This is a genomic window from Microbacterium salsuginis (assembly GCF_012524205.1).
GTDB lineage: Bacteria > Actinomycetota > Actinomycetes > Actinomycetales > Microbacteriaceae > Microbacterium > Microbacterium salsuginis.
In genome coordinates, this window is the sequence record NZ_JABACI010000005.1 from 36,152 (window position 1) to 49,896 (window position 13,745).

Here is a 13,745-nt window from a genome sequence, read left to right on the forward strand (position 1 = left end):
TCAGTCACCACGGTAGAGAAGGGCGCGCTCTTGAATGCGCGCGGCGAGCCGGTCGGGTCCGGCAGCCAGGATGCTGCGGCTCTCCGACGCTATCACCGCGGGGGCGAGTGCACCGAAGCGGGACCGCAGATCCTCCGGCTCCGCGCCCTGGTGCCCGAACCCGGGGCCGAGGATCGGTGCGATCGGTGCGAACGGCTCGAGGCCGGCATCCGCCCAGTCCACCGTGCCGCCGATGACGAAGCCGATGCTGCCCCACTGGCCGGGCGCGGTCACGCGCGCGTTGCGCGCGGACACCTCGCGGACGATCGCTCCCGACACCGTCTCGCCGTGCGACTCGGCGGAGCCCAGACGCGCGCGCTGCGCGGTGAACGCGTCGGGGTTGCTGGTGGCGGCGAGCACGAACGCGCCCTTGCCGGCGCTCTCGGCGAGAGCGAACGTCCCCTCCAGGGTCCCGACGCCGAGGAACGGGTTGACCGTGACCGCGTCGACCTCCAGCGGCGAGCCCGGTGTCAGCCATGCCTCGCCGTAGGCGTCCATGGTCGTGCCGATATCGCCGCGCTTGGCGTCGCCGATCACGAGGAGCCCCGCCGCGCGCGCGGCGGCCAGCACATCCTCGAGTGCCGCGAAGCCCGCCGAGCCGTACCGCTCGAAGAACGACACCTGCGGCTTGACGATCCCCACGGCATCGGCCGCGGCTTCGACCGTGCGCAGCCCGAACTCGCGAGCGCCGGCGGCCGAGGCATCCAGCCCCCACTCCGCGAGGAGGTGCACGTGCGGGTCGATCCCGACGCACAGCTGTCCGCGTCGGGCCATCGCCGCACGAAGTCGCTCACCGAAGGAGCCCGTCACGGTCGTCGAGCTCATCGGCGCGCCTCGCGGTCGGCCGCGTACTCCTGCAGGCTCCTCACCGCGAAGCCCTCGCGCAGCACCGGCAGGGCGCTGACGGCGGCTCCGAGCACGGCCATCGTCGTGAAGAGCGCCTTGTCTCCGGCGACGGCCGCGGCGCGGATCTCGTAGCCGTCGGCACGGGCGGACCCGCCCGACGGGGTGTTGACGACGATGTCGATCTCGCCGGCGTTGATCAGGTCCACGACATTCGTGCCGCCGGACTCCTGCGTCTCGGAGTACTTGCTCACCACGCGCACGGCGATGCCGTTGCGGGCGAGGATCTCGGCGGTGCCCTCGGTGGCCACGAGGTCGTAGCCGAGCTCCTGCAGGCGGTGCGCGGGGAGGATGACGGCTCGCTTGTCGCTGTCGGCGACCGAGATGAAGACGGTCCCCTCCAGCGGCATGCCGCCGTACGCGGCCTCCTGCGACTTGGCGAACGCCGTCGGGAAGTCACGGTCGATCCCCATGACCTCGCCGGTCGAGCGCATCTCGGGACCGAGCACGGAATCGACGGTCTGGCCGTCCGCGGTGCGGAAGCGCTTGAACGGCAGCACGGCCTCCTTGACGGCCACCGGCGCGTCCAGCGGCACGCGGGAGCCGTCCTGTTCCGGCAGCATCCCTTCGTCCTTCAGCTCGGCGATCGTGCTGCCGGCCATGATGCGCGACGCGGCCTTCGCCAGCGGGATGCCGAGCGCCTTCGAGACGAACGGGACGGTGCGGCTCGCCCGCGGGTTGGCCTCGATGACGTACAGCACGCCGGCCGAGATCGCGAACTGCACATTGAGCAGCCCGCGTACGCCCACGCCTTCGGCGATGGCGTGCGTCGCGACGCGCACGCGATCGATGTCGGTGCGCCCGAGGCTCACCGGCGGGAGCGTGCAGCTGGAGTCGCCGGAGTGGATGCCGGCCTCCTCGAGGTGCTCCATCACGCCGCCGATGTACAGCTCCGTGCCGTCGAAGAGCGCGTCGACGTCGATCTCGATCGCGTCGTCGAGGAAGCGGTCCACCAGCAGCGGCATTCCGGGGCCGATGATCGCCTGATCGGCGATCCGCACGAAGTAGTCCCGCAGCGCCTCGGTCGAGTAGACGATCTCCATCCCGCGTCCGCCGAGCACGAAGCTCGGGCGCACCAGGACCGGGTACCCGATCTCCTCCGCGACGGCCACCGCGCCGTCGACGTCGATCGCGGTGCCGTTGCGCGGAGCGAGGAGCCCGGCCTCGTCGAGCAGCCGCGAGAACTGCTCGCGCTCCTCGGCCAGATCGATCGCCGCCGGGCTCGTGCCCAGGATGGTGTAACCGGCGTCCTCGATGCCCTTGGCCAGACCGAGCGGCGTCTGTCCGCCCAGCTGGCACACGACGCCCAGGATCGTGCCGGACTGCGCCTCGGCGTGGAGCACCTCGAGCACGTCCTCGAGCGTCAGCGGCTCGAAGTACAGCCGGTCCGACGTGTCGTAGTCGGTCGACACGGTCTCGGGGTTGCAGTTGACCATGACCGTCTCGTAGCCCGCGTCCGACAGCGCGAACGACGCGTGCACGCACGAGTAGTCGAACTCGACGCCCTGCCCGATGCGGTTCGGGCCTGATCCGATGATGACGACCTTCGTACGCTCCGACGGCGAGACCTCGGTCTCGAAGTCGTAGCTCGAGTAGTGGTACGGCGTGAGCGCGGGGAACTCCCCCGCGCACGTGTCGACGGTCTTGTAGACGGGACGGATGCCGAGTGCATGACGGATGCCGCGGACCTCCGCCTCGCCGACCTCGCCGGCCGTGCTGCGCAGCTGCGCGATCTGGGCGTCGCTGAAACCGTGCTCCTTCGCGATGCGAAGGGTCGCGGCATCCAGTTCGCCCGCCTGCCGCACGAACTCGGCGACCTCGTTGATGAGCACGATCTGGTCGAGGAACCACGGGTCGATCCCGGTGGCCTCGAACGCCTGCGTGACCGTGGCGCCCTTGCGCAGCGCCTGCTGCAGCACCACGATGCGGCCGTCCGTCGGGACGGCGGCGATCTCGAGCAGCTCGTCGGCGGAACGCGGCTCATCGCCCCAGTGGAAGCTCGACCCGCGCTTCTCGAGCGACCGCAGCGCCTTCTGCAGCGCGGTCGCGTAGTTGCGGCCGATCGCCATGGCCTCGCCGACCGACTTCATGGTCGTCGTCAGCGTCGTGTCGGCAGCGGGGAACTTCTCGAAGTTGAACCGCGGCACCTTGACCACGACGTAGTCGAGCGTCGGCTCGAAGCTGGCCGGCGTGACCTTCGTGATGTCGTTCGGGATCTCGTCGAGACGGTAGCCGATCGCGAGCTTGGCGGCGATCTTCGCGATCGGGAACCCGGTCGCTTTCGAGGCCAGCGCCGACGAGCGCGAGACGCGCGGATTCATCTCGATGACGATGATGCGCCCGGTGGCCGGATCGACGGCGAACTGGATGTTGCAGCCGCCGGTGTCCACGCCGACGGCGCGGATGATGTCGATGCCGATGTCGCGCAGCTTCTGGTACTCGCGGTCGGTCAGCGTGAGCGCCGGCGCGACCGTGATCGAGTCGCCGGTGTGCACGCCGACGGGATCGACGTTCTCGATCGAGCACACCACGACCGTGTTGTCGGCCGTGTCGCGCATGAGCTCGAGCTCGTACTCCTTCCACCCGAGGATCGACTCCTCGAGCAGCACCTCGGTCGTCGGCGAATCGCGCAGGCCGGCACCCGCGATACGGCGCAGGTCGCGCTCGTCGTACGCGAAGCCGGAGCCGAGCCCGCCCATCGTGAACGACGGACGGACGACGAGCGGGTAGCCCAGCTCGTCTGCGGCGGCGAGCACCTCGTCCATCGTGTGGGCGATGCGGGATGCCGCGACGTCCGCGCCCGCGTCCAGCACGAGCTGCTTGAAGATCTGGCGGTCCTCACCCTTGTTGATCGCCTCGAAGTTCGCGCCGATCAGCTCGACGTCGTACTTCTCGAGGATGCCGTGGTTGTGCAGGTCGATCGCCGCGTTGAGCGCCGTCTGGCCGCCGAGCGTGGGCAGGATCGCGTCGGGCTTCTCCTTGGCGATGATCGTCTCGATCACCTGCCACGTGATCGGCTCGATGTACGTCGCATCGGCGAAGTCGGGGTCGGTCATGATCGTGGCCGGGTTCGAGTTGACCAGGATGACGCGCACGCCCTCCTCGCGCAGCACGCGGCAGGCCTGGGTGCCGGAGTAGTCGAACTCGCAGGCCTGGCCGATCACGATGGGGCCGGAGCCGATGACCAGGACGGATTCGATATCGGAGCGCTTAGGCATTGTCGGACTTTCCGGTCGTTGAGCGAGGAGCGAAGCGAGGAGACGAAACGTCGTCGGGAGGCGAATCGCGTTTCGTCTCGCGCCGCTCGCTCAACGAGCGGACCACCATGTCGCGGAAGCGGTCGAACAGGTAGTTGGCGTCGTGCGGGCCGGCGGCCGCCTCGGGGTGGTACTGCACCGAGAACGCGGGGATGTCGAGGGCGCGCAGCCCCTCGACCACCTGGTCGTTGAGGCCGACGTGGCTCACTTCGACGCGACCGTAGCCGTTCGGGCTGTCGAACTCGCCGTCGATCGGCGCCTCGACCGCGAAGCCGTGGTTGTGGGCAGTGATCTCCACGCGCCCGGTCGACTTGTCGAGTACCGGCTGGTTGATGCCGCGATGACCGAAGGGAAGCTTGTAGGTGCCCAGGCCCAGGGCCCGGCCGAGCAGCTGGTTGCCGAAGCAGATGCCGAAGAACGGCAGCTGCTCGTCGAGCACGCCGCGCAGCAGCTCGACGTGATCGCCCGACGCCGCCGGGTCGCCCGGGCCGTTGGAGTAGAAGACGGCGACCGGGTCGATCGCGCGGAGCTGCTCGATCGTGACGTCCTGCGGCAGCACGTGGACGTCGAACCCGCGTGCGGCGAGGTTGTCGACGGTGGCCTGCTTGACCCCGAGATCGAGCACCGCGAGGTTGCCGATGCGCTCGGAGGTCGCGGGCGTCACTTCGGCCGCCGCGACCGAGACCGCCGCCGACAGGTTCTGTCCGGCCATCTGCGGCGCCTCGCGCACCAGGCGCACCTGCTCCTCGGCTTCGATCGCCGCCGCATCGCCCGAGAAGATCCCGCCGCGCATGCTGCCTGCCGAGCGGATGTGGCGGGTCACGGCCCGCGTGTCGATGCCGCTGATCCCCACGATGCCGTCACGCGAGAGCGCATCATCCAGGGACTCGTCGGCGCGCCAGTTCGACACCACGCGGGAGGGGTCGCGCACGATGTATCCCGCGACCCAGATGCGACGGGACTCGGGGTCCTCGTCGTTCATTCCGGTGTTGCCGATGTGCGGAGCGGTCTGCAGCACGATCTGGCCGGCGTACGACGGGTCGGTGAGGGTCTCCTGGTAACCGGTCATGCCGGTGGCGAAGACCACCTCGCCGAGCGTGGTGCCCAGCGCCCCGTAGGCGCGGCCGACGTGGCGGGTGCCGTCCTCGAGCACGAGGACGGCCGGTTCGGTCTGGAAGAGGGTGTTCATGCGTCGGTTCCCGTCTGGGTCGGGTTCAGGATGCCCGCCACGGCGGCGGCGAGGGCGCGGGCCGAGGCGTCCTGGGGTCGGAAGTAGCTGTCGACGGTCGATCCGGCGTCGGTGCGCCAGGTCAGCCGGGTGAGTCCGCCGGCCTCGACGACACGGTCGATCGCGACCGTGGACTGGCCGACATCCACGATGCGCTCGGGCGTCAGCACGAACGGAGCCTGACCGGTCAGCGCCACGGCGATCCCCTCGTCGGCGACGGTCATGGTCGCCTTCGAGCGGAACGCCATTCCCGGAGCGGCGATTCGTTCCAGTGGCGCGTCGTGTCGGGTCGTCGCGACGTAGAGCACGTCGAAGACCGCGCGCACGTGCGCGTCGGCGGCGAGGTCGCCCGGCCGAGCGAGGGGCTGCGCGTCACGTCGCGTGCGCCGCCGCCACGCCCACATGCCTGCGCCGACCAGCAGCACGGCGACGAGCACGATGACCGCGAGGGCGCCCTCACGGCTCATGAGCGGACCCCCGGCTGGTCGAGAAGTCCGCCCTCGGCGACGGTCACGACGCCGTGATGGAGCGTCCAGCGCACCTCTCCCGGCAGCTCGCGTCCGATGTAGGGCGAGTTGGTGCTGCGGCCCCGCAGATCCGCCGCGGTGAACGGGTGCGCCGGGGAGGCGTCGTAGAAGACGAGGGATGCGGGCTGCCCGGCCGTGAGCGGCGTGCCGTGACCGGCGAGCCGGCCGATCCGCGCGGGTTCGCGCGACATGATCCGCGCGACGTCGCCCCACGTGATGAGGCCGGTGTCGATCATCGCCTGCTGCACGACGCGCAGCGCGCTCTCGAGCCCCACCATGCCGTTGGCCGCAGCGTGCCACTCGCAGGCCTTCGCCTCAGCCGGATGCGGTGCGTGGTCGGTGGCGACGATGTCGATGGTCCCGTCGGCCAGGCCCTCGCGCACCGCGAGGACGTCTTCTTCCCGGCGCAGCGGCGGGTTGACCTTGAAGCGCGCGTCGTAGTCGCGCACCAGCTCGTCGGTGAGCAGCAGATGGTGCGGCGTCACTTCGGCGGTGACGTTCACCCCGCGCCGCTTGGCCCACCGGATGATGTCGACGGATCCCGCCGTGGACAGGTGGCACACGTGCAGCCGGGATCCGACGTGCTCGGCCAGCAGAACGTCGCGCGCGATGATCGACTCCTCCGCCACCGCCGGCCAGCCCGCCAGGCCGAGCTCGGCCGAGACGGCACCCTCGTTCATCTGGGCGCCCTCGGTCAGTCGGGGGTCCTGCGCGTGCTGGGCGATGACGCCGTCGAACGCCTTCACGTACTCGAGCGCGCGCCGCATGATGAGCGGATCCCACACGCAGAAGCCGTCGTCGCTGAACACGCGCACGCGGGCCCGTGAATCGGCCATCGCTCCGAGCTCGGCGAGGCGCTCGCCCTTCTGCCCCACCGTGACGGCGCCGATCGGCTGCACGGTCACGAAGCCGGCGGCCTCGCCGAGCGCCAGCTCCTGCTCGACGACGCCGGCGGTGTCGGCGACCGGCGACGTGTTCGGCATGGCGAACACCGCGCTGTACCCCCCGGCCGCGGCGGCCCGCGAGCCGGTGAGGATGGTCTCGGATGCCTCGTACCCGGGTTCGCGAAGATGCGTGTGCAGGTCGACGAGGCCCGGCAGCACGACGAGGCCGTCGACGTCGACCACGGTGGCTCCGGCGTGGCTGAGACCGGTGCCGATCTCGGCGATCAGACCGTCCTTCACCAAGAGGTCTGCCGCGTCGGAGCCGTCGATCCGCGCTCCGCGGAAGAGGAGCGTCTCGGTGGTCGCGGTGCCGCCGGCGGCGGATCGTGTCACGGTCATCGCGTGCTCCCCTTCTCGTTCGGCGTACGGCCCGGGCCGCTCAGGTCATCCTCCGCGCCTGCCAGCAGCAGGTAGAGCGCGGCCATGCGCACCGAGACGCCGTTCGCGACCTGCTCGAGCACGGTCGAACGCGGCGAGTCGGCGGCCTCGGCGGAGATCTCCATGCCCCGGTTCATGGGTCCGGGGTGCATGACAATGCTATCCGCCGGGAGGGCGGCGAGGCGGTCGGCACCCAGACCCCAGCGACGGGAATACTCCCGTTCAGTGGGGAAATAGGCTGCGCTCATCCGCTCGAGCTGGATGCGCAGCATCATGAGGGCGTCGGGACCCTCGGCGATCGCGGCGTCGAGATCGTAAGAGATCCGTGCGGGCCACGTCGAGACGTCTTGCGGGATGAGCGTCGGCGGTGCGACGAGCGTCACCTTCGCGCCGAGGGTGTGCAGGAGCCAGACGTTGGAGCGCGCGACCCGCGAATGGAGGATGTCGCCGACGATCGTGACCGACAGTCCCGCCAGGTCGCGTCCGCGACTTGCCTCGCCGAAACGGCGCTTGCGAATGGTGAAGGCATCCAGGAGGGCCTGAGTCGGATGCTCGTGCGTGCCGTCGCCGGCGTTCACGACCCCCGCGGTGATCCAGCCGCTCGAGGCCAGGGTCCGCGGCGCCCCGGAGGCGCCATGACGGATGACCACGGCATCCGCCCCCATCGCCTGCAGCGTCTGGGCGGTGTCCTGCAGCGATTCGCCCTTCGAGACGCTCGAGCCCTTGGCCGAGAAGTTGATGACGTCGGCCGACAGACGCTTGGCAGCGGCCTCGAACGAGATGCGCGTGCGTGTGGAGTCCTCGAAGAACAGATTGACCACCGTCTTGCCGCGGAGCGTCGGAAGCTTCTTGACCTCGCGGCGCTGCGTGTCGGCCATGTTTTCGGCGACGTCGAGGATGCGCAGGGCGTCGGCGTGCGACAGGGACTTCGTGTCGAGCAGGTGCCTCATGACTCGATCGTCACCTCCTCGCGCCCGTCGACCTCCGCCAGGTGCACATTCACCCGCTCGTCCCGCGAGCTCGGCAGATTCTTGCCGACGAAGTCAGGCCGGATCGGGAGCTCGCGGTGACCGCGGTCGACGAGCGTGGCCAGCCGCACCGCGGCCGGGCGGCCGATGTCCTGCAGGGCATCCAGCGCCGCACGGATGCTGCGACCGGAGAAGAGGACGTCGTCGACGAGGACCACGACTCGGCCGTCGATCCCGCCGGGCGGGATCTGCGTGGGCTGTGGCGCGCGCGTCGGATTGCGGTGCAGGTCGTCGCGGTACATGGTGACATCGAGTGCGCCGACCGGGATGACGGCGTCCGAGAACTCCTCGATGAGGCGTCCGACGCGATGGGCGAGCGTGACGCCGCGGGTGGGGATGCCGAGGAGGATCAGTCCCTCCGGACCCTTGTTGGACTCGAGGATCTCGTGAGAGATCCGAGTCAGGGCCCGGGCGATGTCGGCCTGGTGCAGCACGGTGCGCGTGCTCATCCGCCGCTCCCTTCTCCGCCTCACAGGACGGGGTTAAAGGTTGCTGTGGTTCTCAGGCAGTCTACCGGTCGTCGAGACCGGTGGCGGACGAGGTGCCGTCAGGCTGCCGGCTGCGCCGCGTCGGCGTCGACCTGCGACGCCCGGATCGCGTGGCCCTGGCTGGTGAGGCACTTGCCGCTCGCGAGCTCCCACTTCCAGTCGTGCAGCGAGCACGTGAGCACGCCGTCCTCGATCTTGCCCGTCTTGGTGAGGTCCGCGCGCAGGTGCGGGCAGCGGCGCTGCACGATCCAGTCGCCGAGTTGCGCGTCCTCGGTCTGATCGGTCTGCTCCGCGTACCAGTTCTCGACGTATTCGATGCGGTCACGCGACAGGCACTTGAGGAAGGTCGTGAGGAACTCGTTGAACTTGCCGCTGCGGCCGACCTCGAACTGCATGGACAGGAAGATCGAGTTCGACCAGTCGATCTCATGGTCGGCGATGTTCGTCGAGACGAGGTCGGCTGGGATCGTGTACCAGTAGATGCACTCCTCGCCCGCGTACTCCCGGACCTTCGCCTTGGGGAAGTCGACGACCATGTCGAGGTCGCCGATCCGGAACCGGACGACGCCTCCGACGCCGTTGCGGATCGTACGCGCACGTCGCAGCAGCGGCTCCCACCATTCCTTGATGGCGGCGAGCATCTCGTCCGGCGGCAGTACCGCGGCCCGCGTGGCCTCTTCGGCGCGGATCTCATCCTGCCTGCTGTCGCGCTGCTCGGCGAGGTACGCCCACTTGTCGTCGAAGATCCGGTCGATCTCGGCATCGGTGTACAGCGTCTGCGTCACCGAGAGCTGCCCGCCGTTCAGTTCGACGACGGTCCCGGGAACGAACTCGTAGCCCTTCTGCTCGGGCCTGACCTGGCTCATGTGCTGCAGGAACTGGCGCTGGTCGGTGAAGATCGAATCGTCCTCCTGCCCCCAGCCGTTGTACTTGAACAGCTCTTCGCGCAGGAACATGGGCGGGCCGGCCATCGGGAAGACGTGTTCGGCGTCGACCTTCTCGATGTAGTACATCGCCCGCTTGTTCTGCGCGTCGCGCTTGAGCTTGGCGAAGTTCTGCTTCGCGTCCTGCGGCAGGTCGTAGACCATGGGCCACCAGATCGCACCCGACACCTGCGTGAAGTACGCCTCGGGCTTGGAGAACGACAGCAGCTTCTCGAGGTCGAGCGGGTGGGAGTCGTTCTGGTTGAGGATGCTCGCGGTGCCGTCGTCGACGCTCAGCGACGAGTCGCCGATGGGGCCGTCACTCGGGGCCCGCAGCGGTGTGACCATCAGCTTCAGAGGACCGAACTCGAGAGGAACGCCCGCCTGCGTGTAGACGATGTTGTCGTATCCGAGGCGCCGCAGATCCTGTTCGAGGTCGTCGGTCGGGTAGTCCGGCAGCAGCACCTTGATGGTCGTCGGCACGTGACGGCGCATGAGAGCCGGGTCGAAGTGGTCGCGGTGGCGGTGCGACACGTACAGGAAGTCGGCCTTGCCGAACCTCTCCCAGTCGAGCCCCCGGTTGTCGGGGAACGGAAACCATGAGCCGAAGAACGTCGGACCGACGACCGGGTCGCAGAGGATGCTTCCGCCCGCCGTCTCGATGAACATTCCGGCGTGGCCGAGGCCCGTGATGCGCATGGGCAGTCCTCCCCTTTCCGCAGTCGAACCGGCGAACCCAGACGATTCTAGGCGCGGCGATGGTCAGACCTCGAACAACCCGCGGATGTCGTCGGCGTCCAGCACACGGCCGAACAGGGCGTCGTCGTCCATCACCGAGCGGAACAGGCGGGCCTTGCGCTGCTGCAGCGCCATGACCTTCTCCTCGATCGTTCCGTTCGCGATGAGTCGGTACACCATGACGCTGCGATCCTGGCCGATCCGGTGCGCCCGGTCCACCGCCTGCGCCTCGGCGGCGGGGTTCCACCACGGATCCAGGAGGAAGACGTAGTCGGCCTCGGTGAGCGTCAGGCCGAAGCCGCCGGCCTTGAGGCTGATGAGGAACACCGGTGCTTCTCCCCCGCGGAACGCCGCCACGGCCGCGTCGCGATCACGAGTGGAGCCGTCGAGGTACGCGTACGGGATTCCGCGTTCTTCGAGCCGTGCGGCCACGAGCCCCAAGAACGACGTGAACTGGCTGAACACGAGGGCGCGGTGCCCCTCGGCGAGCGCCTCGTCGAGCTGGTCGAACAGGGCGGTCAGCTTGCTCGGCGGGATGTGCGCGTGGGCCGGATCGATCAGCCCCGGCGCGAGACTCAGCATGCGCAGCAGCGTGAGCGAGCGGAACACGATGAAGCGGTTGCGGTCGAGGTCGTCCAGGAGGCCGAGCACCTTCTGTCGCTCACGCTGCAGCACGGTGTCGTACAGCGCCCGGTGCGCTGCGCTCAGCTCGACACGCACCTCCTGCTCCTGCTTCGCGGGCAGATCGGCGGCGACGAGCTCCTTCGTGCGACGCAGCACGAGGGGACGGATGCGGCGGCGCAGCCGGGCGAGCCGGGCGGCGCGGTAGGCACCGCCGTCCTGGTTCTCGGGAACCTTGCCCTTCTCGATGGGTCCCACGTACTCCTCGCGGAATCGCCGGGCGGAGGCGAACAGGCCCGGTGCCGTGAGCGAGAGCAGCGCCCACAGCTCGGTGAGGCTGTTCTCAAGTGGCGTTCCCGTGATCGCGAACACGACGTCGGCGTTCATCCCCTGCACGGCGCGATACGTCTTCGTACGACTGTTCTTGACGAACTGCGCTTCGTCCAGGATCAGGCCCGCCCACGCTACCGGCGCGAACCGGGCCTGCTCCAGGCGGAGGCGCGTGTACGACGTCACGACGACGTCGGCCGCCGCAGCTGCGTCCTGAACCGTCGTCCCGGTCGTCGCGCGGGTGCTGTCGATGACCGCGACGCGAAGGTCGGGGGTGAACCGTGCCGCCTCGGTGCGCCATGTCGACAGCACCGAGGTCGGTGCCACCACCAGGAACGGACGGCGCTCCCCGGCCTCACGCGTCCGGGCGATGAGTGCGAGCATCTGCAGCGTCTTGCCCAGCCCCATGTCATCGGCGAGGATGCCGCCCAGGCGGTGACTCCACAGGAACGCCAGCCACTCGTACCCCGCCCGCTGATAGGTGCGCAGGTCGGCGTGCAGCGTCGGCGGCACCGGGAGCGGTGGGATGCCGTCGGCATCCCGGAGTCCTCGGGCGGTCTCGCGCCACGCCACGGCCGGTGCCGCCTCATCGGCGAGGTCCTCGAACTCGGCCCAGAGATCCGTCTGATACCGGCTCAGGCGTGGCCCCGTCTCCCACTCCTCGAGCTCGCCGGCCTCGTCGATCAGATCCCGCAGCCGCTGCAGTGACGGATGCGACAGCGAGAAGTACGCCCCGTCGCTGAGCAGCACCTTCTTGCGGCCCCGCGAGAGAGCGGTGAACAGCGTGGCGAACGGGATCCTCCGGCCATCGACGGTCACGACCACGCCGAGGTCGAACCAGTCGGCGTCCGTCGACTCGACCGTCGAGACGGCGATGCGAGGGTCGCCCGTCAGTTCGCGATAGCGCGGTCGCTCGCCCGAGATCTGCACGTCGACGTCGGCGGCCGCCTCGAGCGTCGGCAGCAGGCGTGACGCGAACTCGGCCGCGTCCAGTCCTGAGAGGGTGCCGGTCGCCGCGAAGACGACCGGCGACGCCTCGTGCCAGAGCGCCTCGACATGCGCCTGGATCTCGGCTTCGGTCGCCTCGTCGCGGTCGGACGTCGAGTCCGGACCGAAGGGCCGCGGCTCGGCGGTGCCGTACCTCCACGCCAATGCGTAGTCGAGGCGGTGAGACGGTGCGAAGCGCACGGACACCACCAGCCGAGGACGCGGCGGCGGTGGCACGTCGATTCCGGGCGCGTCGACGGCGACGTGGCGCAGGATGCGCGGCAGATGCTCGCGCACGAACTCGTCCGTCTCCCCCGCCGGGATCGTCACCCGTTCACGTGACGCGAGGAGGGCCGGGATCGGGTCGGGCAGAGCCAGCGGCGCGAGCGTGAGATCGATGCGCTCTCCGCGCACCGTGAAGCGGTAGATGCCCGAGCGTCCGATCGGGCGGACGTTCACCGCCTCGACCTCGTCCTGGTCGATCGTGACGACCGGATCGATCTCGAGCCCCGCGGCCGACGCCCGCGCGCGCACGGTGATCGATGCGTCATGGGCGACCGACACCGTCGCGGTGCGCTTGGTCGTCACGAGCGGGATCCCATGATCGGGCGCCGCCATCAGATGCGGCCACAGCAGGCTGGATTCGACGTCGTCGAGGGTGAGCCACTCCGATGCGTCGGAGAACGCGCCGAACAGACGGATGTCGCGAGCGATGCTGTACAGCTCGGCGAACCAGCGGGCCTGGCCGGGTTCGTACGCGAGGTTCGGGCGGCGCAGGGCGTCCCACGACACCGCGCCCTTGATCCAGGCGTCGCTGCGGACGCTGCGCTCGAGCGGGCGCAGTCCGACGAGCACGTCGGCGCCGTGCTGATGGAGCCCACGCGCCGTCGCCGTCTCGACGCGTGCCGGGGCCCACGCCGACGCTCCGCGACGCACTCGCTGACGAAGCTCGAGCCCGAGGGCGAGCGGGGTCGTCGCGCGGGACGCCGGCACCGCCGGTGCGAGGACCGCCCGCCAGGAGGACTCCCCCGGTGGGCGTGACCGCTCGGCGAGCCGGTTGCCCGCCAGGAGCGTCGCGACCACATGCTTGCAGTCGAACTGGACGGGGCATGTGCAAGCTGTGGCGGCGACCGGCCGATCGGGCCGGAGCGGGTCGAGCCGGACGCGGCAGCGATACGAGCTGCCCGCGCTGCCGACGACGACCGACTCGATGATCGACGCGACCGGATCCCATGTGACCTGCTGAACCGCGCCGCCGGCGAAGTACGCCACGCCGCGCTCGTATGTGCCGCCGTCCGCCTGCCGCCGGATGTGCTCGGCGTCGACGAAGGGCGGGGTCACGGCATCCATCCTC

9 protein-coding genes are annotated in these 13,745 nt (G+C 69.7%); all 9 read right to left on the bottom strand.

What is annotated here, in order from left to right:
- The 9 genes from pyrF to HF576_RS16220 all read right to left on the bottom strand — a co-directional run bounded on the left by pyrF (position 1) and on the right by HF576_RS16220 (position 13,732).
- Positions 1–864, bottom strand: a complete 864-nt coding sequence (pyrF, locus tag HF576_RS16180) for an orotidine-5'-phosphate decarboxylase (RefSeq protein ID WP_168913883.1) — start codon at positions 862–864, stop codon at positions 1–3.
- The gene (gene carB, locus HF576_RS16185) at positions 861–4,160 is read right to left on the bottom strand and encodes a carbamoyl-phosphate synthase large subunit (protein ID WP_168913884.1); all 3,300 of its coding nucleotides are present in this window, start codon (positions 4,158–4,160) and stop codon (positions 861–863) included. Before carB ends, pyrF begins: the two co-directional genes overlap by 4 nt.
- Positions 4,153–5,388, bottom strand: coding sequence for a glutamine-hydrolyzing carbamoyl-phosphate synthase small subunit (gene carA, locus HF576_RS16190; RefSeq protein ID WP_240949004.1), 1,236 nt, complete (start codon positions 5,386–5,388; stop codon positions 4,153–4,155). The genes carB and carA overlap by 8 nt, the downstream gene beginning before the upstream one ends.
- Positions 5,385–5,894: a PH-like domain-containing protein gene (locus HF576_RS16195; RefSeq protein ID WP_168913885.1), complete on the bottom strand. Its 510-nt coding sequence runs from the start codon at positions 5,892–5,894 to the stop codon at positions 5,385–5,387. The genes carA and HF576_RS16195 overlap by 4 nt, the downstream gene beginning before the upstream one ends.
- Positions 5,891–7,237 carry a dihydroorotase gene (locus HF576_RS16200; RefSeq protein WP_168913886.1) on the bottom strand — a complete coding sequence of 449 codons (1,347 nt, stop codon included), beginning with the start codon at positions 7,235–7,237 and terminating at the stop codon, positions 5,891–5,893. The genes HF576_RS16195 and HF576_RS16200 overlap by 4 nt, the downstream gene beginning before the upstream one ends.
- Positions 7,234–8,226, bottom strand: coding sequence for an aspartate carbamoyltransferase catalytic subunit (locus tag HF576_RS16205; RefSeq protein ID WP_168913887.1), 993 nt, complete (start codon positions 8,224–8,226; stop codon positions 7,234–7,236). The genes HF576_RS16200 and HF576_RS16205 overlap by 4 nt, the downstream gene beginning before the upstream one ends.
- Positions 8,223–8,753: a bifunctional pyr operon transcriptional regulator/uracil phosphoribosyltransferase PyrR gene (gene pyrR, locus HF576_RS16210; RefSeq protein WP_168913888.1), complete on the bottom strand. Its 531-nt coding sequence runs from the start codon at positions 8,751–8,753 to the stop codon at positions 8,223–8,225. Before pyrR ends, HF576_RS16205 begins: the two co-directional genes overlap by 4 nt.
- Positions 8,754–8,851: 98 nt before the next feature.
- Entirely contained in the window at positions 8,852–10,414 is a 1,563-nt protein-coding gene (locus tag HF576_RS16215) for a Rieske 2Fe-2S domain-containing protein (RefSeq protein WP_168913889.1), read from the bottom strand.
- Between the two features lie 63 nt (positions 10,415–10,477).
- The gene (locus HF576_RS16220) at positions 10,478–13,732 is read right to left on the bottom strand and encodes a DEAD/DEAH box helicase (RefSeq protein WP_343234319.1); all 3,255 of its coding nucleotides are present in this window, start codon (positions 13,730–13,732) and stop codon (positions 10,478–10,480) included.
- Positions 13,733–13,745 lie beyond the last annotated feature (13 nt).